This is a genomic window from Pseudomonas sp. TH06 (assembly GCF_016651305.1).
In the GTDB taxonomy this organism is placed as follows: Bacteria; Pseudomonadota; Gammaproteobacteria; order Pseudomonadales; family Pseudomonadaceae; genus Aquipseudomonas.
The window spans coordinates 4,964,029-4,983,698 of sequence record NZ_JAEKEC010000001.1 but is presented as its reverse complement, the minus strand read 5'-3'; the positions used below and the strand labels follow the sequence as shown (position 1 = coordinate 4,983,698).

Genomic DNA, 19,670 nt, shown 5'->3' with positions numbered 1-19,670 from the left:
CAGGGGGTAGTGTGGAACCGATTTTCAAGTCACGGCTGGCGCTGTGGGGCTGGCTGCTGGTGACGGCGGGCGCGCAGCCGGCATTGGCCGAAGAGGCCGCGCAAACGGCCACGGCGCAGCGTCTGGTCGACGTCAACGAATACTTCGTGCGCGGCAATACCGTGCTCGATGCGCGGGCGATTGAAGAAGCGGTGTACCCGTTTCTCGGCCCGCAAAAAGCCCTCACCGATATCGAGGGCGCGCGAGATGCCTTGCAGAAGGCTTATCAGGAACGCGGCTATCAATCGGTGTTCGTCGAGCTGCCGGAGCAGGCTGTGGCGGATGGCATCGTCTATCTGCAAGTCAGCGAAACCAAGGTCGGCCGGGTCCGCGTGGTCGGCGCCAAACACTATTCGCCACTGGACATCCGCAACGACGTTCCAGCGCTGAAGGAAGGCGAGGTGCCGGACTTCGCCAAGGTTCAGGGTGAACTGGCGCAACTCAACAAAACCCCGGGCCGACAGGTCATGCCGCTGGTGCACGAAGGTCAGCGCCCCGGCACCATGGACGTCGATCTGCAGGTCGAAGACCAGAATCCGTGGACCGCCAGCGTCGGCCTCAACAACGACTACAGCGCCGACACTGAAAAGCTGCGCACCGTCACCAGCCTTGGTTACAACAACCTCTGGCAACTTGGCCACAGCATCAACCTGACTTACTTCACTGCGCCGCAGGACACCGACAACGCCAAGGTCTGGTCGGGCTCCTACACCGCGCCGCTGACCGATCGCTGGAGCGTGCAGTTCTCCGGTTATCAGTCCGACAGCAACGTCGCCACCATCGGCGGCAGCAATGTGCTCGGTAAAGGCCATTCCTACGGGGTGTCGGCGATCTACACGCTGCCCTCCAGTGGCAACTGGTCGAATTCGCTGTCGGCCGGCATCGATTTCAAGGATTTCGACGAACGCCTGACCCTGTCCGGCGATAGCGACAAGGTGCCGTTGCAATACGCGCCGTTCACCTTCGCCTACAACGGCTATCGCTACAGCGATAAGAGCCAGCTCGGCCTCGGCCTGAGCCTGGTCGCGGCTACCCGCAGCATCTTTGGCTACGGCAGTTCCGACGAAGACTTCGACTACAAACGCTACCGCGCCAAACCGAGTTTCGCCGTGCTCAAGGGCGATACCAATTACACCTGGACCTTTGACAGCGACTGGCAAAGCGCGAGCAAAGCCGCGTTCCAGTTAGCGTCCGGGCCACTGGTTTCCAACGAACAATTCTCTGCCGGCGGTGCCACCTCGGTACGCGGCTATCTGGCGGCCGAGCGCACCGGCGATGACGGTTTGCTGCTCAGCCAGGAAGTGCGCACGCCGTCGCTGGCCAAATATGCCGGCACGTGGATGCAGGACTGGCGCTTCTACGCCTTTGCCGAAGGCGCACAGCTTTATCTGCGCGATGAGCTGCCGGACCAGGACGCCAATTACGCCCTGGCCAGCGTCGGCCTCGGCACCCGCGCCAGCCTGAGCAAATGGCTGTCCGGCAGCCTCGACTGGGGCTACCCGCTACTCGAAGGGCCGAACACCTCGAAACAGGAATCGCGCCTGCACTTCAACCTTCAAGCCACTTTCTGACAAGGAGCACGTTCATGCAGCGCCTCTTCCTTTCGTTGTTGATCTGCCTGGGCTTCGTGCTCCCGGCCACGGCTCAGGCCTGGTGGCAGGACGACTGGCATTACCGCAAACAGATCGCCGTCGACACCACGCCGCAAGGCGCCGGGATCAATCAGGCACTGGGCCGCACCGCGTTGCTGGTGCGCCTGCACACCGGCAACTTCACCTTTGATGGTGTGAAAGAGGACGGCGCGGATCTGCGCTTCGTCGCTGCCGACGACAAAACCGTGCTCAACCACCAGATCGAGAGTTTTGACGCGCTGATGGGCATGGCGCTGATCTGGGTCGATGTGCCGAATGTCGAGGGCGGCCAGCGCCAGGACATCTGGATGTATTACGGCAATCAGAAGGCGCCGGCGACCGGCAACGGTCAACTGACCTTCGATCCAAATTACACCGCGCTGTATCACTTCGACGGCGCCACCGGCACCCCGGCCAAAGACACCACGGCCTACGGCAACACCGCGCAAAGTGCGACCGGCGCGGCGATTGACGGTGTAGTAGGGCGGGCCTTGCAGTTCAGCGGTCAGCCGTTGTTGCTGCCGGCCAGTCCGTCGTTGCAACACAACGCCGGCAGTGCGTTTACCTTCAGTGCCTGGTTGCGCCTGGATCAGGCCACTGGCGAGCAACTGATTCTGGCCCGTCGTGAGGGCGCCAATAGCCTGCTGGTCGGCGTCAATCAGGGCGTGCCGTTTGTGGAAATCGACGGCCAACGCGCCGTCGCCACCCAGGCACTGAATCCCGGCCAATGGCAACACGTTGCACTGACCGCTGAAGGGGCCAAAGTCACCCTGTACATCAACGGCCGTGAAGGCGCGACACTCGCCCAGGCGATGCCGGCGTTCAATTCGGTCATGGCCATCGGTGCTGACCTGCACGAAAGCCCTTATCAACCGTTCGTAGGTGCCATCGACGAACTGCGCCTGTCGAAAGTCGCCCGTCCGGCGCCGCTGTTGCTGGCCGATGCCACTTCGCAAGGCGCCGAGTCGAAACTGGTTGCTTACGGCGTCGATGAAGAACAATCCGGTTTCGGTTTCGGCAGTCTCGGCTTCCTGCTCAACGCCGTACCCATCGACGCTTGGGTGATCATTGCCGTGCTGGTGCTGATGATGTTCCAGTCGTGGATCATCATGCTGCGCAAGAACCGCACCCTAGGCCGCGTCAGTAAGGCCAACGAAGACTTCCGCGTGCAGTTCGCCAAAGTCGGCACGCGTCTGGAGATGTTCGCCGACGACGCGCAACTCGCCCAGCGTTTGCAGCATTCGCCGCTGTGGCGCCTCTATCTGGTAGCGGTGAAAGAGATCCGCACCCGTCGTGAGCAGGGCGCTGATACCTCGTCGGTGTCAGCGGCAACCATCGAAGCGATCCGTTGCTCAATGGACGGTGTGCGCACCCGTGAAAACCAGCAACTGAGTTCGAAACTCTCGACCCTGTCCAACGCCATCGCCGGCGGCCCGTACATCGGCCTGCTCGGCACCGTCATGGGGATCATGGTGGTGTTCCTCGGCACGGCGATGGCCGGTGACGTGAATATCAATGCCATCGCGCCGGGCATGGCCGCCGCCTTGCTCGCCACTGCCATGGGCCTGTTCGTCGCGATCCCGGCGCTGTTTGGCTACAACCGCCTGATCACTCGCAACAAGGAAGTCAGCGCCGACATGCGCGTGTTCGTCGACGAGTTCATCACCCGTCTGGCGGAGATGCACGGCGAGAGCCAGTTCAGTGAGTCGGCGCATCAGCGCGGCAATCACGCCAACCACTCCGTACCGGCCTGAGGAGCACTGACATGGCGTCCGTAAATGCCTCCCACGACGATGACGAAGATGCAGCAGTGGACAGCATCAACATCACCCCATTGGTCGACGTGCTGATGGTGGTGCTGGTGATGTTCATCCTCACCGCCACCGCACAGGTCTCGGGGATTCAGATCAACCTGCCCAAGGCCAGTGCTTCGGTGTCGTTGTCCGAGGCCAAGACCAAGGCGATCTCGGTCAACGACGGCGGTCAGGTGTTCCTCGATGCCTACCCGGTGACGTTGGCCGAGCTGGAAGAACGCCTGCGCATCGAGAAGGCGCAGAGCCCGGATTTCCCGGTGATCGTGCGTGGCGACGCGACGGTGCAGTACCAGAAAGTCATCGAAGTGCTGGATCTGTTGCGCCGGCTCGAACTGTCCCAGGTCGGTCTGGTGACCGGCAAACCGAGTCAGGGCTGAGTCATGACTGCACAACTCCCGATCGAGCCGCTGCCGGTGAAAAGTCCGCTGCTGCGGTATGCCAAGTGGGGCGCCGGATTGCTCATCGGCGCACTGGCCGCGTGGTTTCTGTGGCAGTGGGCCAACGACATGAGTGGCGTCCGCCGCGAAGCGCCGAAGGTGCCGACGATCATTCCGTTGCCGCCACCGCCACCACCGCCGCCGGAGAAACCGCCGGAGCCGGAAACCCCGGTGGAAGAAAAAGTCGTCGAGCCTGAGCCCACGCCGGAGCCCGAAGAGGTCAAGCCTGAGGAAGAGGCGCCGCCATCGCCGGCGGACGACCTGGCCAATCCTATGCAAATGGACGGCGATGCGCAGTCCGGCAACGACGCTTTCAACATCGGCGCGGGCAAGGGCGGCGGCATGGCCGGCACCGGGGGCGGGCGACTGGGCACCGGGACTTACAGCCAGTTCCTCGCGTTTACCTTCCAGAAGCTGCTGCGCGAGAACCCTGACCTGCGCAACCTCGCGTTTTCGCTGCAGACCGATGTCTGGCTGAGCAGCGTCGGCGAGATCACCCGGGTCGAGCTGATCAAGTCCAGTGGCAACGCAGAGATTGATACGCAAGTGTTGGCCGCGCTGCGCGGTGCGCCGGCCCTGAGCGAACGGCCACCGGCCTCCATCACTTTGCCTGTGCGCCTGTCCCTGCAAGGGCGGCGTCCGGGTTAACCGAATTCTTAGAGTTTTGCCAAAAGGAGTTGTGTGCAGATGATTTCCAACGTGAATCGATTGTCCCAGGCGGTCGGCATGGTCATTGCGACCCTGGTCGGTCAGGCCGTGGCAGCGCCTGCGCCCTCGGAGAACGCCACGATCAATCTGATCCGCTTGCTGGTCGAGCAGGGCATTCTGAAACAGGACAAGGCTGACGCGCTGATCGCTCAGGCGCAGAACGAAGCGGCGCAGGCCAAGCAGGCCGCCGCGTCCAGTGCCGTGGTCGCTGCCGGACCGGTCGCCGCGCCGGGTGACGTGCGGGTGCAATACGTGCCGGCCGCCGTGCGCGACCAGATCCGTGATCAGGTCAAAGCCGAAGTCATGGCCACCGCCAAACAGGAAAACTGGGCCGCGCCCAACAGCTTTCCCGAATGGGCTGCGCGCATCAGCTTCGACGGCGACATTCGTCTGCGTGACGAATCGCGTTACTACTCGGACAGTAACAGCAACGAAATCGTCGACTTCGCCAAGCTCAACAACAACGGCCCGTACGACGTCAACCCGAACAGCAGCACCAACCTGCCGCCGTTGCTCAACACCCGCGAAGACCGCACCAACCAGTTCCGCATACGCGCACGTCTGGGCATGAAAGCGGTGATCTCGCCGGAATGGACCGCCGGCATCCGCATCGGCACCGGCTCGGACAACAACCCGGTGTCGACTACGCAAAGCCTCGGTGGCGGCTTCGCCAAAAAGGACATCTGGCTCGATCAGGGTTACCTGAACTGGAAGCCTACGGATGAACTGACCCTGACCGGTGGGCGCTTCGCCAACCCGTTCATGTCCACCGACATGCTCTATTCCAACGACTTGAATTTCGACGGTGTGGCGGCGATTTTCGACCACAAGCTCAGCCGCGACTGGGGCGTATTCGGCACCGTCGGCGCGTTCCCGGTGGATTACACCAACGACACCGCGAGCAGCAACGGCTTCGACAAGGAAGAGAGCGACAACAAATGGCTGTACGGCGCGCAGGTCGGCGCCAAGTGGGCGATCAACAGCAACAACCGCTTGAAAGGCGCGTTGGCTTACTACCGTTTCGACGACATCCAGGGCGAACGCTCCAGCCCTTGCGAACCGTGGGCCGGTGCACCGGGCTGCGACAGCGACGGCAGCCGCGCGGCGTTCATGCAGAAGGGCAACAGCGTGTTCCTGCTGCGCGACATCACGCCGAACCCGCTCAACCCGACCACAACGCCGCAGCCGCAATTTGTCGGCCTCGCCTCCGAGTTCAACCTGCTGGACTTGAACGTGGTGTGGGACGCCGACCTGCCGGAAGACTTCAAGCTGCGCAGCCAGGGCAACTACATCCACAACCTCGCTTACGACGAAGGCGACATGCGCAAGCGCTCGGCCGGGCAGATCGTCAACAACCTCGACAGCAATGGCGACATCGAAAGCGGCGCCAATGCGTGGATGGTGCAGTTCACCCTTGGCAGCGCTCTCGATCTGAAGAAGCAGGGCGACTGGAACATGTTCGCCGGCTACAAGTACATCCAGCCAGATGCCTTGCCGGACGGCTTCAACGACTCGTCGTTCCACCTCGGCGGCACCAATGCCAAGGGCTATTTCATCGGCGGCAACTACGGTCTGGCGAAGAACGTTTACGCGACGGGTCGCTGGATGAGCACTGAAGCGGTGTACGGCGCGCCGTTCGACATCGACGTCTTGCAGCTTGAGATCAACACGCGCTTCTAAGGCGCCGGGAGAGGGTTATGAACACGCGATTGTTGTTGCTGGGGCTGGGAATGTTGATCGCGACAGGGGCAAGTGCCGAAGGCATGGAAGAGCGCTTGCGCACGCAGTTGCGCAGCACCACTCAGCAGTTGCAGGCCCTGCAAAGTCAGCAGGCCCAGGCCAGCGCCGCGCAACTGGCAGCGCAGAACGAAGCCAAGGCTGCGCAGGCGCAAATCAAGCAATTGACGGCGGAACTGGCCAAGGCCAAAGGCGTTGCCGAGCAACTGGCCGGGCAGCAGCAAAGCCTGCACAGCCAGGCGCAGGCGCAAGTGGCGGCCAGCGCCGAACAGACCGGCAAGTTCAAAAAGGCCTATGACGAGTTACTCGTCATGGCCCGTGCCAAAGAGGCAGAACGGTCTAAGCTTCAAGCGCAATTGGCTGAACGTGACACACAAGTGCAGCAATGTTCAGTCAAGAATCAGCAGATGTACGGCGTCGCCAAGCAGATCCTCACCGCCTACGAAAACATCGATGTGGCCGAGGTGATGAAGATTCGCCAGCCCTTTGCGGGCAGTGCCCGGGTCAAGTTCGATGAACTGGCCCAGGGGTTTGGTGACGACCTTTACAAGACGCAATTCGACGCGCCGCAAGCTGCGCTCCCGCATTGATTAAAAAGCCTGAATTGAAAGACTGATAAACAAGGAAGAAACAATGACTCAATTGATCAGCCACGTATCGCCAAAATCCCTGACCGAAGTCCTGCAAGCGGCCGGTTATCGCGTCAACGAAACCGAACAGAACGGCATCGTCCAGTTGCTCAGCGCCAGCCAGGGCATCGGCTACGCCGTGCGTTTCGGCAACCCGGCGGCGGAGCAGGGCAGCTTTGTCGATTTCACTTTCAGTTGCGCGCTGCGCGTGCAGGGTGAGTTGCCGCAAGGTGTGGCCGAGCAGTGGAACGCGACTCGGCGTTTCGCACGGTTGTCGTTGCAGGGCGAGTTTCTGGTGATGGAAATGGACGTGGTGGTCGCGGCGGGCGTGAGCAACGATCACCTGCGCGGCAATCTGGAACTGTGGGATCGTCTGTTGCAGGAATTCATCGTCTATCTGCGTGATTTCACTCAGAACGGCGCGGCGCAAACCGCGAAAGTCGCCGTCGCCGAGCAAGAGGAAGTCGCGCTGTGAAAAAACCTGCCATGGTGATCAGCGCCGCTGCGGTGGCGCTGTTGGTGGTGGCCGTGGCGTTGGCCGTGCGACCGGGCAATGACCCGGTCGCCGCCCAGCAATCGTCGCCGGTGGCGGCGGTTGCTACGGGGCCGGCGGTGGCGCGGTTGGGCAATCAGCAGGTGTCGCCTGCGGAATTGCAGGCGCTGTTGGCGACGGTACCGCCGGAAACCCGCGAACAGCTGCGCGGTAATCGTGAGGCGCTGGAGCGCTGGATTCGTACGCGTCTGGCCGAGAAAGCGGTGCTGGAGCAGGCCGACGCCCAGGGTTGGGCGCAGCGGCCGGATGTCGCGCAGCAGATGCGTGCGGCGAGCGAACAGATTGTCTTCCGCGATTATTTGCGTTCGGTCAGCCAAGTGCCGGCCGAGTATCCGAGCGCGGCCGAGTTGCAGCAGGCCTATGACGCCGGCAAGGCCAATTGGCAGACACCGGCGCTGTATCGGGTCAGTCAGATTTTCCTCGGGGTGAATGAGCCGCAGAACCTTGAGGCAGTGCGTAAACAGGCGGGCGAATTGAGCAAGAAAGCTCAGACCGCACCGGGGGAGTTTGCCGTGCTGGCGACGCAGTACTCGCAGGACCGCGCCACCGCCGAACGCGGCGGTGACACGGGGTTGCAACCGTTGCAGCAATTGGTGCCGGAAGTACGCGGGGCGGTGGCGCGGCTCAAGGTTGGCGCAGTCTCTGACCCTGTGCAAAGCGCGGCCGGGTTTCATGTGATCAAACTCACCGAGCAGCAACCGGCGCGCACGGCGACGCTGGATGAATTGCGCGATCAATTGACCCAGGCCTTGCGTGCCCAGCGGCAGGAACAGATTGCCCAGGCGTATCTGGACGGCATGCTCAACACCGCGACGCTGAGCATCGACGGCGCTGAACTGAACAAAGTCCTGGGCAACTGACACACATTGCCCCTGAAGGAGTGAGCCTGCTCGCGATAGCGGTGGGTCAGGTTAGTCATTGTCAACTGACCCACCGCTATCGCGAGCAGGCTCACTCCTACAGGGGAGTTGCGTTAAGACAAATACAAAGATCGACAGGGAGTCATCGATGTCATTCACCGAACCCGCAGGACGACAGGGCAGTGCCGAGTTTCGCTGGCCGCAGGGCAACAACGAACCCTGGCTGGCGCAAGCGTCGACGATCGACGCCGAGGTCGCGCAATACTTTCTGGTCAGCGCCCGCTGCGGCTGCTTCATGCAGGCTGCGCGCAGTCTCAATGTGCGTTCGACCTTGTTGCGCAAGCAATTGGCGCAACTGGAGCAGGAGCTGAAACATACCTTGTTCAGCTTTCAGGGCAGCGCGTTGAGCCTGACCCGCGAAGGTCAGCAACTCCAGGCAAAACTGGTCGCCCTGGCCAACGAGCGCAAACTGCCGGTGGTCGAACAGCCGCTGATCCGTCTGGCCGTCGCCGAATCGATCCTGCATGACATTCTCGGCCGTGACCTGATCGCGTTGCTGCGACGCAACGCCAGTGTGCGCCTGGAGATCATCGCTCTCGACAGCGAATTGTCCCTGCGTGCGGTCAGCGCCGACATTGTCCTCTGGCTGGCCCACGGCGACTCTGCGCATCCCGGCCCGACCTTCGCCACCAGCGAACCGCAGCGTCTTGCGCGACTGGACTACCTGCCGCACATCGCCAAACGCTACTCCCGCGTAACTGCGCGTCCGGAGAACCCTGACGACCTCGCCGATTTCATGTTGGTGCAATGGCAGCACGACCGGCAGATCGACAGCTTCCGCCCTTGGAACAACCTCGTTGAACAACGCCTGGCCGGGGTGGTGCAGATGCAGTCCTACGAGCTGATGCTGGAGATGATCCGTTGCAGCGCTTGCATCGGCCTGCTGCCCATGTACATGAGCCGCTATGATCGTGGTTTGGTGGCATTGCCGGGATTGTTCGAGGAGTCGATGCAGTTGCAGGCGTGGCTGGCGGTGAATGCCGAGTCGCAAGCGCTGGCCGAAGTGCAGGCGCTGGTGGAACTCATCCAGCACACCTTCAACGAACGCCAGGAATGGTTTCAGCACTGACCCCAATGCCCCATTCCCCTGTAGGAGCTGCCGAAGGCTGCGATCTTTTGATGTTGATTTTGATTTTTAAAATACAAGATCAAAAGATCGCAGCCTTCGGCAGCTCCTACAGTTTGTATGTATTTGATAGAGCGGTTTAGAGTGGTCGGCCACACATCGATCACGGACAGATCCGCCATGCCCGAGCACAACCCCGCCATTCATATCGAGCGCTTCAACGAATCCCACGTCGAGGGTATCACTGCGCTGTACAACGATCCGGCCGTGACCCGGCAGGTGTTGCAGATGCCGTTTCAATCCACCGAGATCTGGCGCAAGCGACTGATGCCAGACAACGAGCGCGTGGTGCAGCTGGTGGCGCTGCATCAGGGTGGAGTGATCGGTAATCTGGGCCTGGAAAACTTTTCGCGGATTCGCCGCAGCCACGCCGGCAGCATCGGCATGGCCGTTGCGGTGGCGTGGCAGGGCAAGGGTGTGGGTTCGGCATTGTTGGCAGCGGCACTGGACGTCGCCGACAACTGGATGAATCTGCACCGTGTCGAGCTGTCGGTGTACGCCGATAACGAGGCGGCCATCGGTCTCTACCGCAAGTTCGGTTTCGAGACCGAGGGCCTGTTCCGCGATTACGCCGTGCGCGACGGGCAATGGGTCGACGCCCTGAGCATGGCCCGTCTGCGCAACCGTCCGAAAGCCTGACTCAGTCGCCCAGCGCGAACGCCACCGCCGACCGTGCATGCAGTTCGGTGGTGTCGAGCAGGGGCAGGGCACTGTGTTCAGGTTTGATCAGCATGCCGATTTCCGTGCAGCCGAGGATGATCGCCTGGGCACCACGCGCCGTCAGCGACTCGATCACCTGCTGGTAAATCTTGCGCGATGCCTCGTTGATCACCCCTACGCAAAGTTCGTCGTAGATGATCCGGTGCACGTCCTTGCGTTCAGCATCATCTGGCACCAACACCGTCAAACCCTGGGCAATCAGGCGCTGCTTGAGAAAGTCCTGTTCCATGGTGAACGCCGTACCGAGCAGCCCGACCGTAAGCGCATCAATCGCCAACGCTGCCTGCGCCGCCGGCTCGGTAATGTGCAGGAACGGAATGCTGATTGCTGCCTGAATCTGCTCGGCGACCTTGTGCATGGTGTTGGTACACAGCACCACGCATTCGGCGCCACCGGCCTCAAGCCTGCGTGCGGCATCCACCAGAATCGCCGCTGCGTCGTCCCAGCGTCCGGCGTGCTGGGCCTGTTCGACCGGGCCGAAATCGACGCTGTACATCAGCAGTTGTGCCGATCGCAATGGGCCGAGACGATCACGGACCTGTTGATTGATGAGGCGATAGTATTCAGCGCTGGACTCCCAGCTCATGCCGCCGATCAGGCCGATGGTGCGCATTGGATTTCCCTTGGTGATTAAGGTTGGGCTTGGGCAGAGTGTCCATTTGTTCACGAGCGCATGCCAGTGCCGAGCAAACTGTACCGTTGATCCTTTTGCAAAGTGTCCCGGTGCCGGCTTCTGAGGTTTAACGTACGCCGGCGCTTCGATCTGTCACTATCGGGCAACGCAGGCTCACCGAGGAACGTACCGATGAACGACGTACAACAGCTGGGCGAAATGCTTCGTCACTATGCCGAGAGTGAAGCGCACAAGAAGCAATTGTTCGAAACCCAGTCACAGGCGTGGGCAACACGTATCAGCGAGCTGTTCAGCCATATCCAGCAATGGCTGGAGCCAGTGCAGACCCCCAATCTGCTGGAAGTGAGCCGCGAGGCGTATGTCGCTTTCGGCCCGAGCACCCCGGTGGAGACTTCGACCTTCAAGACTGAAAAGCTGAGCATCGTGATCGCCGGCAAACCGGTGGAATTCGTGCCCGATGTGATGGGCAGCGCGGGCCAGATTTCGCTGGCGGTGATGGGCCTGACGGCGGCGCGCTACGGCAGTATTTCGCTGGTGGGGTTGCCGGACGGCGAGTGGCAGTGGCGCAAGACCAATGGCCTGAAAGATCCCGATACGTTTGTGTTCGATGCGGATTTTCTCGCCCAGCAACTACAAAGCCTGATCCCCCGCGACCGCACCTGATCCCTGTAGGAGCTGCCGCAGGCTGCGATCTCTTGATCTTGTTTTCAGACTCAAAATCAAAAGATCGCAGCCTGCGGCAGCTCCTACACAGATGAGTTGTCGCTACATATCGAGGTTGATCCAGCCGGTTTTGGCGACTTCTGGCGCCACTGCTTTCACGGTTTTACCCGTGGCCAGCTCAACCCGCCGCGCCACCTCCGGATCATCGGCAAACGGCACCATGCTCGCATCCTCCAGACTCTGTGCCGTCTCCCGCCGCAGGCAGTACTCCACCGCCAGCCACAGAAACACCACCCCCAATATATTCAAGAATATATCCATATTGACCTGCTCCCTGTCTCAGGCGATCTGCGCTTCACGGTGGGCGATGGCCACATCCGCGACGCGCACCGTGCGCCATACGTTGTAAGCCATCAGCAACATGCCGCTGAGGAAGAACACCCCGCCGGCAAAGCGCACGATGAACCCCGGATGACTGGCCTGTAGCGCCTCGACAAACGAATAGGTCAGCGTGCCGTCTTCGTTGATCGCCCGCCACATCAGGCCTTGGGTGATGCCGTTGACCCACATCGAGGCGATGTACAACACCGTGCCGATGGTTGCCAGCCAGAAGTGCAGGTTGATCAGCGGCGTGCTGTACATCTGCTCGCGGCCAAAGACTTTCGGCACCATGTGATAAGTCGCGCCGAAGGTGATCATCGCCACCCAGCCGAGCGCGCCGGCGTGGACGTGGCCGATGGTCCAGTCGGTGTAGTGGGAGAGGGCGTTGACAGTCTTGATCGCCATCATCGGACCTTCAAACGTCGACATGCCGTAGAACGCCAGCGACAGCACGAGGAAGCGCAGAATCGGGTCGGTGCGCAACTTATGCCAGGCGCCCGACAAGGTCATCATGCCGTTGATCATGCCGCCCCAGCTCGGTGCCAGCAGGATCAGTGACATCGCCATGCCCAACGACTGTGCCCAGTCCGGCAGCGCGGTGTAGTGCAGGTGGTGCGGGCCGGCCCAGATGTACAGGGTGATCAGTGCCCAGAAATGCACGATCGACAACCGGTACGAATACACCGGGCGATTGACCTGTTTCGGCACGAAGTAATACATCATCCCGAGGAACCCGGTGGTCAGGAAGAAGCCTACGGCGTTGTGCCCGTACCACCACTGCACCATGGCGTCAGTGGCGCCGGAATACACCGGGTACGACTTGAACCAGTCCACCGGAATCGACAGGTGATTGACCACGTGCAGCATGGCGATCACCAGAATGAACGCGCCGAAGAACCAGTTACCGACGTAGATGTGTTTGGTCTTGCGCTGCACCACGGTGGTGAAAAACACCACGGCGTAGGCGACCCAGACCACGGCCATCCACACGGCACCGGAGAATTCGATCTCGGCGTATTCCTTGGTGGTGGTGTAGCCCAGCGGCAGGGTGATCAGCATGATCACGATCACCGATTGCCAGCCCCAGAAAGTGAACGCGGCGAGTTTGTCCGAATACAGCCGCACCTGGCAGGTGCGCTGCACCGCGTAGTAACTGGCGGCGAATTGTGCGCTGCCGGCGAAACCGAAAATCACCAGGCTGGTGTGCAGCGGGCGCAAGCGGCCGAAGGTGGTCCACGGCAAGTCCAGATTCATCTCCGGCCATACCAGTTGCGAGGCGATAAAGACACCCATCGCCATACCCACGACACCCCAGAAAATAGTCGCAATGACGAATTGGCGGACGACCTTGTAGTTATAAGCCTGTCCGATTGTTGCTGTGCTCATGGTCAGTTCATCCACGGTTGCAAAGTCTTGCCAGGCCACCCGGTCTGGCATGGGTTGCACTGTAGAAACCCCACCGGAAACAAAACAGGCTCAGGAATTATTCATTTGTGCGGATCAGATTGGAGGGCTGCCTGCGGCGTTCTGCCGCGCCCTGATATGGTTTTTATCGTTTCAGGTGAATCTGTTGCGTGCTGCGCCGTAGTGCCATAGTCCTCGCAAAATCTGTAGGAGTGAGCCTGCTCGCGATTGCGGTGTGTCATGACACACCGCAATCGCGAGCAGGCTCACTCCTACAGGAATTGTGTGCGTCCTGATGAGGTGGCAGTTGCATGTACCAATACGATGATTACGACCGCGCACTGGTGTTCGAGCGTGTCACGCAGTTTCGCGATCAGGTCGAGCGTTTCATGGCCGGGGAGTTGAGTGAGGAGGAGTTTCTGCCGCTGCGTCTGCAAAACGGCCTCTACATGCAAAAACACGCGTTCATGCTGCGCGTGGCAATTCCCTACGGCACGCTGAGCGCTGGGCAAATGCGCACGCTGGCGAGCATCGCCGCCGATTACGACCGCGGCTACGGGCACTTCACCACGCGGCAGAACATGCAGTTCAACTGGATCGAACTGGCAGAAGTGCCGGACATCCTCGAACGCCTGGCCCAGGTCAACATGCATGCGATCCAGACCTCCGGCAACTGCGTGCGCAATATCACCACCGAAGCGTTTGCCGGCGTCGCGGCGGACGAGTTGATCGACCCGCGCCCGCTGGCGGAAATCCTGCGGCAGTGGTCGACGATCAACCCGGAATTCCTGTTCCTGCCACGCAAATTCAAGATCGCCATCTGCTCGGCGAAGCAGGATCGTGCGGCGATCATGATGCACGACATCGGTCTGTACCTTTACCCCGGTAGCGACGGCCAGATGCTCCTGCGGGTCATCGTCGGTGGCGGATTGGGGCGCACGCCGATCCTCGGTTTGCAGATTCGCGACGGGCTGCCGTGGCAGCATCTGCTGTCGTATGTCGAAGCGGTGCTGCGGGTCTACAACCGCCACGGCCGGCGTGACAACAAGTACAAGGCGCGGATCAAGATTCTGGTCAAGGCGCTGGGCATCGAGGCGTTTGCCAAAGAAGTCGAAGAAGAATGGCAACACCTCAAGGACGGCCCGGCGCAGCTTACCGATGCCGAATATCAGCGGGTCGCCAGCGCCTTCGTGCCGCCAATCTACCGGGCGCTGCCGGATACCGATCTGGACTTCGGTACACGCCTCGCCGAGAGCCCGGCGTTCGCCCGCTGGGTGGCGCGCAACGTGCAACCGCACAAAGTGCCGGGTTACACCAGTGTGGTGCTCTCGACCAAACCAGGCATGGCCTCGCCGCCGGGCGACGTCACCGGGTTGCAGATGCTTGCAGTCGCCGACTGGTCGGAGCGATTCGGCTTCGGCGAGATCCGCATCGCCCATGAACAGAACATCGTCCTGCCGGATGTGCCGAAAGCCGATCTGTATGCCTTGTGGCAACTGGCGTGCGAGCGGCATCTGGGCAGCGCCAACGTTGGCTTGCTGACCGACATCATTGCCTGCCCCGGTGGGGATTTCTGTGCGCTGGCCAACGCCAAGTCGATCCCGATTGCGCAGGCGATTCAGGCGCGTTTCGACAACCTCGACTATCTGCACGATCTGGGCGATATCAGCCTGAACATCTCCGGCTGCATGAACGCCTGCGGCCATCACCACATCGGCAATATCGGCATCCTTGGCGTCGACAAGAACGGCAGCGAGTGGTACCAGATCACCCTCGGCGGCGCGCAGGGCAAGCACAGCGCACTGGGCAAAGTGATTGGCCCGTCGTTCAGCGCGGCCGAAGTGCCGCAGGTCATCGAGCGGATCATCGGCACCTTTGTGCGTTACCGCGAGAGTGAGGAATTGTTCGTCGACACCCTGGCGCGGATTGGCCTCGAACCGTTCAAGGAACGGGTCTACCCGAAAGCGTTGGAGGTCTCGGCATGAACAATCTGCTACGACTGGAGCAGGGCGTGGCGCGGCTTGTGACGGATGATCCGTGGACACTGATTCGTGAACCGTCAACGCCACGATCCGCAGGATTATTGATTCTGCCGCTGGCGCACTGGCTGCAATCGCCATCGACTCACGCTGTGTGGCTGGGGCCGGACGATGAAGTCGAAAGCCTGGTCCCGTGGCTGGCCTCGCTGCCACTGATCGCTCTCGATTTCCCGAGTTTTCGCGACGGCCGCGCCTACAGTCAGGCGTATCTGCTGCGTAGCCGTTTCGGCTGGGCAGCGGAATTGCGCGCGATTGGCGATGTGCTGCGCGATCAGCTTAGCCACATGCGCCAGTGTGGTTTCGACAGTTTCGCCGTGCGCGAAGACAAATCGGCCGAGGATGCACTGAAGGGCCTGGCGGGCATGAGCGTGCTGTATGGCCGCTCTGCAATTGAGCCGCGCCCGCTGTTCAGAAGACGCTGATTGCGGGATTTACTTTCTGTGGTGTGTAAATCTTGTGGCGAGGGGATTTATCCCCGACGGCTGCGCAGCGGCCCTGAAACCTGTCAACCGGCTCTCACAGGTCAACCGCGTTCGCTGGATTTGCGACTGCTGCGCAGTCGATCGGGGCGGTGCGACGTTTCGCTAAATCCCCTCGCCACAGGTTTGTGTTTCGCATGCAGGGGAAACCCTTAGAACCTTCGCCGATCAGGCATTTTCCCTTGGGTCGATGATGGCCTTTTGTTAGAGTCGCCGTCGCCAGCGGGTTTTCGGCTGGACGATGGAACCGAAGAAGGGAGTCTGATCAGTGAGTCCGGGCAAGAAAATCCTCGGCCTTACCGCGTTGCTTTTGATGCTGACGCTGTGGGCCAGTTACTTTTATGTATTCAAGGAAAGCCGCGACGGCCAACTCGGCGGCGCCGGCGAAAGCACGGCGTGGTGCGGCACTCCACCCAGTAACGAAGCGGCGTTGCTGGGCAAGGATCAACTGACCTTGCGCGTCACCAACAACCTGCGCGGCGAGTTCATGCTCAGCGGTTCGCTGGTGGTCTCCGAACGCACGTTCAACCGCTATGACCTGAGCCGCAACGAACTGCGCCTGCGTCTGGAACCGTTGCAGTGGACCTATGGCGCCACGCCGATCTTCCTCGAACAGATCAAGCTCCAGCCACTGAGTCGCAACCTCTCGGCCACCAACAAAAGTGCCTACACGGAACTGGAGCCACGCCCGATCGGCGTTCAGGGCCAGGTCACCGAATTCCCGTTCGATACCTACCGTTATGGCTACAAGCCGGTGCTCTATTACCTCAAGGGCAGCGAGCGCGTCGACCTGCGTTTCAAGAACATCACCACGCTGATGGAGATGTCCAATACCTTCACGCCGATCCAGAAGTACAACCGCGTCGACTACATCAACGAGAAAAACTCGATGATCCGCGATGAAGACTACAAGGCTTACGGCCCGCACGAATGCGCATTCAGCGTCGAACGCAAAGGCTCGTTCAAGGTCGTGGTGCTGATGCTTCTGCTGGTGCTGTGCCTGCCACTGATGCTGGTGTTCTATCGTGACGCGCCAGGGATCGACTTCCTTGCCACGCTGGTCGGCGTTGCGGTGGTCCGAGGTCTGTTGATCGGGCCGGTGCAAGACTTCCAGCTCTACAACATCGACTTCCTGTTTGGCGCGGCGATTCTGATGGTCGGGACGGTGTCGCTGATCAAGGCGATGCGCATCCACAGCCGACGCGAAATCGCCCTGCGCAGCGGCGAATCCTCCTGGTAAAAACCTACCCCTGTAGGCGCTGCCACAGGCTGCGATCTGTTGATCCTAAAGTTCAACATCAAAGGATCGCAGCCTGCTGCAGCTCCTACAGGGGGTAGTAGGTTATTTCAGGGCCGGATCGCCCATGTTCATCTTCTTCCAGCCCTGCAACAGCACCTGCGCTTTCGGTTCCTGACCGCTGTCGAGATACCACTGGATCAACGACAGCCGCGCATTGCGGTTGGCCGGCTGGACCTTGAGCAGGCCTTCCAGTACCGCGCACGCCTCATCGACTTTGCCACTCTCGTGCAGGGCCACTGCCAGCACGTATCCGTACTGCGCGTTCTGCGGCTCAAGTTCGGCGGCTTTTTTCAGCGGGGCCATGGCCTCGACGGTTTTGCCGGCGCGGATCAACGACAGGCCGCGGGTGTGCTGCAACAGCGCCGCGTCCGGGTGTTCCTTGAGGCTATTGGCCAGCAGCTTTTGCGCTTCCTCACTGCGACCATTCGCTTCCAGCCATTGCACCAGCGTCACCAGCGCCGGGTAGAAATCCGGGTCGCGCTTGAGCGCCGTGCGCAGTAACCCCTCGACTTCCGAGCCGCGACCGCTGGCCTGATAGAGCATCGCCAGGTTCAGATTGGCCTCGGCGCGTTCCGCCAGACTTTTCTGCACCGTTTCGTATTCGGCAATCGCCGCGTCCCAATTGGCTTGCGCTGCGCCCAGTGTATTGTTGCGCGCTACATTCAGCAGGTCTCGGGCCGCGACTATGCGCACAGCTTTCACCGGATCGCTCAACATCGGCGTCAGCAGCGGCGCACGTTCCGGCGGTGGCAGAAACGCGCTGATCGCCCGCACCGCGCTTTCGCGAACCTGCGGCGCCGAATTCTTCAGATCCTGAGTCGCCAGTTTCAGCGCTTGTTCACTGGGGTACAGCGGCAGTTCCGCGAGCAGCGTGGCACGCTGAATCGCCGGTAGATTGCTGCGCTGCAATTGCGTGTACAGCGCGTCGGCAGCGCCCGGCTGGCCGTTGCGGATCAGCCACAGGCTTTCGTCATAACGCGGCGCTTGCGGGGCAGTGGAGGCGCTCCACAACTTGAACTGTGCGGTGACCTTGTCGCCAGCCTTGCCCTGATGACAGGTCAGACACGCGTCCGGAGTACCGAGTTTCTGCGCACGTTCCGGATTGGGAATGCTGAAACTGTGGTCATGGCGGAAGTCGTTGCCCATGTAGAACTTGCCGGGCATGTGGCAATCGACACATTGCGAGCCGGGCTGACCCATGGTGTGCCGGGTGTGTTCGATGGAGTCATAGTTCTTCGCCAGCAGGCCCTTGCCGTCGACGCCTTCGATAGAAGTTTTGCCGGCGGTGTTGTGGCATTGCAGGCACACCGCATTGCCCGGTGCTTTCAGCTCGGTGCTGTGCGGGTTGTGGCAATTGCTGCAACGCACGCCTTTGTCGAACATTTTGCTTTGCAGAAACGAGCCGTGTTCGAACACTTCGTCCTTGATCTTGCCGTCCAGCGCATACAGCTCGCGGGTGAGGGTGCTCGGCAGGTAATCGTCCATCAAGCGTTTGCCAACTGTGTAACCGTCGCCCAGTGGAGCGCGGCGCGCATGGCAGCGAGCGCAGGTTTCGATTTCGACGGTAGCGTTCTTGTCCTTGAGGTCGACATCGAAACCGGCGTGGATCAGATCGGTTTTTTTCTGCGTCCATTCCAGGTGATTCGATGCCGGGCCGTGACAGGCCTGACAGCCGACGCCGAGGCTGTTCCATTGGCTGTTGAACGTATTGCTGGCCGCATCGAAATTGCGCTTGAAGCCGGTGGTGTGGCACTCGACGCACATGAAGTTGGCGTTCTGGCTCGGCTTGCTCCAGTGCAGCGGATTCTTGAAGTTCACACCCTGGCCGGGATAGAGGTGAAACCAGCGATGTTTCTCGGTATCCCACGCCACGCCGAGCGCTTGCAGGCGTCCTTCGCCGACTTCGATCAGGTATTGCTGCAGCGGGGCGATGCCGAAGGTGTAGGCGACTTTGAAGTCGGCATTCTTGCCGTCGATGCCGGGCGTGTTGACCCAGAACTCATCGCCCACGCGCGAGAACCGCGTGGTTTCCTTTTCAGCGTTGAACGTCACGTTACTGAAGTCGCCGAGCATCGTTTCGGCCGTCGCCGGTTGCATCGCCAACTGATGATGCGAGCCTTGCCAGTCCTTGACCTGTTCGGTGTGGCAGCCCTGGCACTGTTGCTCATCGACGAAAGCAGCCGGCGTGCTCGCGACGGTTTTCACCGGGGTCGGTTTCGGTGCGGGTGCGCTGATCGGTGTCGGATTGCTCTGCGCAGGTTTTACCGGGGCGGGCGCCGGGCTGAACAGAAACCAGCCGATGCCCGCCACGGCAGCCAACAGGACGCCGATGGTGACGGGGAACAGATAGCGGGAAAGTGCGGATGAAGACGAATCAGGGTCAGGGTGTACGGTTTTATTTTTATGCTTGGGCATTGCGACTTCCGTAGTCCAGGTGCATTTGCCGTCTGGCGTGC

At 61.0% G+C, this 19,670-nt stretch carries 18 protein-coding genes; 14 read left to right on the top strand and 4 right to left on the bottom strand.

All coding sequences use genetic code 11. The features are described from left to right. Positions 1-11: 11 nt before the first annotated feature. From JFT86_RS22120 to JFT86_RS22075, 10 genes are all read left to right on the top strand, one after another. Entirely contained in the window at positions 12-1,610 is a 1,599-nt protein-coding gene (locus JFT86_RS22120) for a ShlB/FhaC/HecB family hemolysin secretion/activation protein (protein WP_201238331.1), read from the top strand. A gap of 14 nt (positions 1,611-1,624) precedes the next feature. Further along, positions 1,625-3,424, top strand: a complete 1,800-nt coding sequence (locus tag JFT86_RS22115; RefSeq protein WP_201238330.1) for a MotA/TolQ/ExbB proton channel family protein — start codon at positions 1,625-1,627, stop codon at positions 3,422-3,424. An 11-nt stretch (positions 3,425-3,435) separates the two neighbouring features. Continuing rightward, positions 3,436-3,861, top strand: a complete 426-nt coding sequence (locus JFT86_RS22110) for a biopolymer transporter ExbD (protein WP_007915482.1) — start codon at positions 3,436-3,438, stop codon at positions 3,859-3,861. A 3-nt stretch (positions 3,862-3,864) separates the two neighbouring features. Next, a complete protein-coding gene (locus JFT86_RS22105) occupies positions 3,865-4,569 on the top strand; it encodes an energy transducer TonB (protein WP_201238329.1) in 705 nt (234 codons plus the stop codon). Positions 4,570-4,608: 39 nt separating this feature from the next. After that, on the top strand, positions 4,609-6,309 hold the full coding sequence (locus JFT86_RS22100) for a putative porin (RefSeq protein WP_201238328.1): 1,701 nt from the start codon (positions 4,609-4,611) through the stop codon (positions 6,307-6,309). Between the two features lie 17 nt (positions 6,310-6,326). Then, positions 6,327-6,956: a DNA repair protein gene (locus JFT86_RS22095; protein WP_201238327.1), complete on the top strand. Its 630-nt coding sequence runs from the start codon at positions 6,327-6,329 to the stop codon at positions 6,954-6,956. Positions 6,957-6,999: 43 nt separating this feature from the next. Beyond that, positions 7,000-7,470: a YbjN domain-containing protein gene (locus JFT86_RS22090; RefSeq protein WP_201238326.1), complete on the top strand. Its 471-nt coding sequence runs from the start codon at positions 7,000-7,002 to the stop codon at positions 7,468-7,470. Then, positions 7,467-8,408 (top strand): peptidylprolyl isomerase, encoded by a 942-nt coding sequence (locus JFT86_RS22085; RefSeq protein WP_201238325.1) that lies wholly within the window; start codon positions 7,467-7,469, stop codon positions 8,406-8,408. The genes JFT86_RS22090 and JFT86_RS22085 overlap by 4 nt, the downstream gene beginning before the upstream one ends. A gap of 148 nt (positions 8,409-8,556) precedes the next feature. Next, on the top strand, positions 8,557-9,537 hold the full coding sequence (locus JFT86_RS22080) for a LysR family transcriptional regulator (protein WP_201238324.1): 981 nt from the start codon (positions 8,557-8,559) through the stop codon (positions 9,535-9,537). A 177-nt stretch (positions 9,538-9,714) separates the two neighbouring features. Then, entirely contained in the window at positions 9,715-10,233 is a 519-nt protein-coding gene (locus tag JFT86_RS22075) for a GNAT family N-acetyltransferase (protein ID WP_201238323.1), read from the top strand. A 1-nt stretch (position 10,234) separates the two neighbouring features. Here the strand turns inward: JFT86_RS22075 and JFT86_RS22070 are convergent, their stop codons facing one another. After that, on the bottom strand, positions 10,235-10,927 hold the full coding sequence (locus JFT86_RS22070; protein WP_201238322.1) for an aspartate/glutamate racemase family protein: 693 nt from the start codon (positions 10,925-10,927) through the stop codon (positions 10,235-10,237). Between the two features lie 192 nt (positions 10,928-11,119). Between JFT86_RS22070 and JFT86_RS22065 the strand changes: the two genes are divergently transcribed. Beyond that, on the top strand, positions 11,120-11,611 hold the full coding sequence (locus JFT86_RS22065) for a hypothetical protein (protein ID WP_201238321.1): 492 nt from the start codon (positions 11,120-11,122) through the stop codon (positions 11,609-11,611). A 102-nt stretch (positions 11,612-11,713) separates the two neighbouring features. Here JFT86_RS22065 and JFT86_RS22060 read toward each other — a convergent pair whose 3' ends face one another. Both JFT86_RS22060 and ccoN read right to left on the bottom strand, forming a co-directional pair. Next, on the bottom strand, positions 11,714-11,932 hold the full coding sequence (locus JFT86_RS22060) for a cbb3-type cytochrome c oxidase subunit 3 (RefSeq protein ID WP_201238320.1): 219 nt from the start codon (positions 11,930-11,932) through the stop codon (positions 11,714-11,716). Positions 11,933-11,950: 18 nt separating this feature from the next. Continuing rightward, complete coding sequence (gene ccoN / locus JFT86_RS22055; protein ID WP_201238319.1) at positions 11,951-13,378, bottom strand: cytochrome-c oxidase, cbb3-type subunit I; 1,428 nt, start codon at positions 13,376-13,378, stop codon at positions 11,951-11,953. 329 nt (positions 13,379-13,707) lie between these two features. Between ccoN and JFT86_RS22050 the strand changes: the two genes are divergently transcribed. The 3 genes from JFT86_RS22050 (at position 13,708) to JFT86_RS22040 (ending at position 17,154) form a co-directional block, all read left to right on the top strand. Then, positions 13,708-15,381 carry a nitrite/sulfite reductase gene (locus tag JFT86_RS22050; RefSeq protein ID WP_201238318.1) on the top strand — a complete coding sequence of 558 codons (1,674 nt, stop codon included), beginning with the start codon at positions 13,708-13,710 and terminating at the stop codon, positions 15,379-15,381. After that, positions 15,378-15,857, top strand: a complete 480-nt coding sequence (locus JFT86_RS22045) for a DUF934 domain-containing protein (RefSeq protein ID WP_201238317.1) — start codon at positions 15,378-15,380, stop codon at positions 15,855-15,857. Before JFT86_RS22050 ends, JFT86_RS22045 begins: the two co-directional genes overlap by 4 nt. Positions 15,858-16,182: 325 nt before the next feature. After that, complete coding sequence (locus JFT86_RS22040; RefSeq protein ID WP_201238316.1) at positions 16,183-17,154, top strand: hypothetical protein; 972 nt, start codon at positions 16,183-16,185, stop codon at positions 17,152-17,154. Positions 17,155-17,256: 102 nt separating this feature from the next. Here the strand turns inward: JFT86_RS22040 and JFT86_RS22035 are convergent, their stop codons facing one another. Next, entirely contained in the window at positions 17,257-19,629 is a 2,373-nt protein-coding gene (locus JFT86_RS22035) for a tetratricopeptide repeat protein (RefSeq protein WP_201238315.1), read from the bottom strand. Positions 19,630-19,670: the final 41 nt, after the last annotated feature.

Bases quoted from the DNA above. Each gene is read 5' to 3' on its own strand.
- JFT86_RS22110 (WP_007915482.1), top strand. From the start codon at position 3,436: ATGGCGTCCGTAAATGCCTCCCACGACGATGACGAAGATGCAGCAGTG.
- JFT86_RS22065 (WP_201238321.1), top strand. From the start codon at position 11,120: ATGAACGACGTACAACAGCTGGGCGAAATGCTTCGTCACTATGCCGAG.
- ccoN (WP_201238319.1), bottom strand. From the start codon at position 13,378: ATGAGCACAGCAACAATCGGACAGGCTTATAACTACAAGGTCGTCCGC.
- JFT86_RS22100 (WP_201238328.1), top strand. From the start codon at position 4,609: ATGATTTCCAACGTGAATCGATTGTCCCAGGCGGTCGGCATGGTCATT.
- JFT86_RS22070 (WP_201238322.1), bottom strand. From the start codon at position 10,927: ATGCGCACCATCGGCCTGATCGGCGGCATGAGCTGGGAGTCCAGCGCT.
- JFT86_RS22060 (WP_201238320.1), bottom strand. From the start codon at position 11,932: ATGGATATATTCTTGAATATATTGGGGGTGGTGTTTCTGTGGCTGGCG.
- JFT86_RS22080 (WP_201238324.1), top strand. From the start codon at position 8,557: ATGTCATTCACCGAACCCGCAGGACGACAGGGCAGTGCCGAGTTTCGC.
- JFT86_RS22050 (WP_201238318.1), top strand. From the start codon at position 13,708: ATGTACCAATACGATGATTACGACCGCGCACTGGTGTTCGAGCGTGTC.
- JFT86_RS22090 (WP_201238326.1), top strand. From the start codon at position 7,000: ATGACTCAATTGATCAGCCACGTATCGCCAAAATCCCTGACCGAAGTC.
- JFT86_RS22095 (WP_201238327.1), top strand. From the start codon at position 6,327: ATGAACACGCGATTGTTGTTGCTGGGGCTGGGAATGTTGATCGCGACA.
- JFT86_RS22115 (WP_201238330.1), top strand. From the start codon at position 1,625: ATGCAGCGCCTCTTCCTTTCGTTGTTGATCTGCCTGGGCTTCGTGCTC.
- JFT86_RS22105 (WP_201238329.1), top strand. From the start codon at position 3,865: ATGACTGCACAACTCCCGATCGAGCCGCTGCCGGTGAAAAGTCCGCTG.
- JFT86_RS22075 (WP_201238323.1), top strand. From the start codon at position 9,715: ATGCCCGAGCACAACCCCGCCATTCATATCGAGCGCTTCAACGAATCC.
- JFT86_RS22035 (WP_201238315.1), bottom strand. From the start codon at position 19,629: ATGCCCAAGCATAAAAATAAAACCGTACACCCTGACCCTGATTCGTCT.
- JFT86_RS22045 (WP_201238317.1), top strand. From the start codon at position 15,378: ATGAACAATCTGCTACGACTGGAGCAGGGCGTGGCGCGGCTTGTGACG.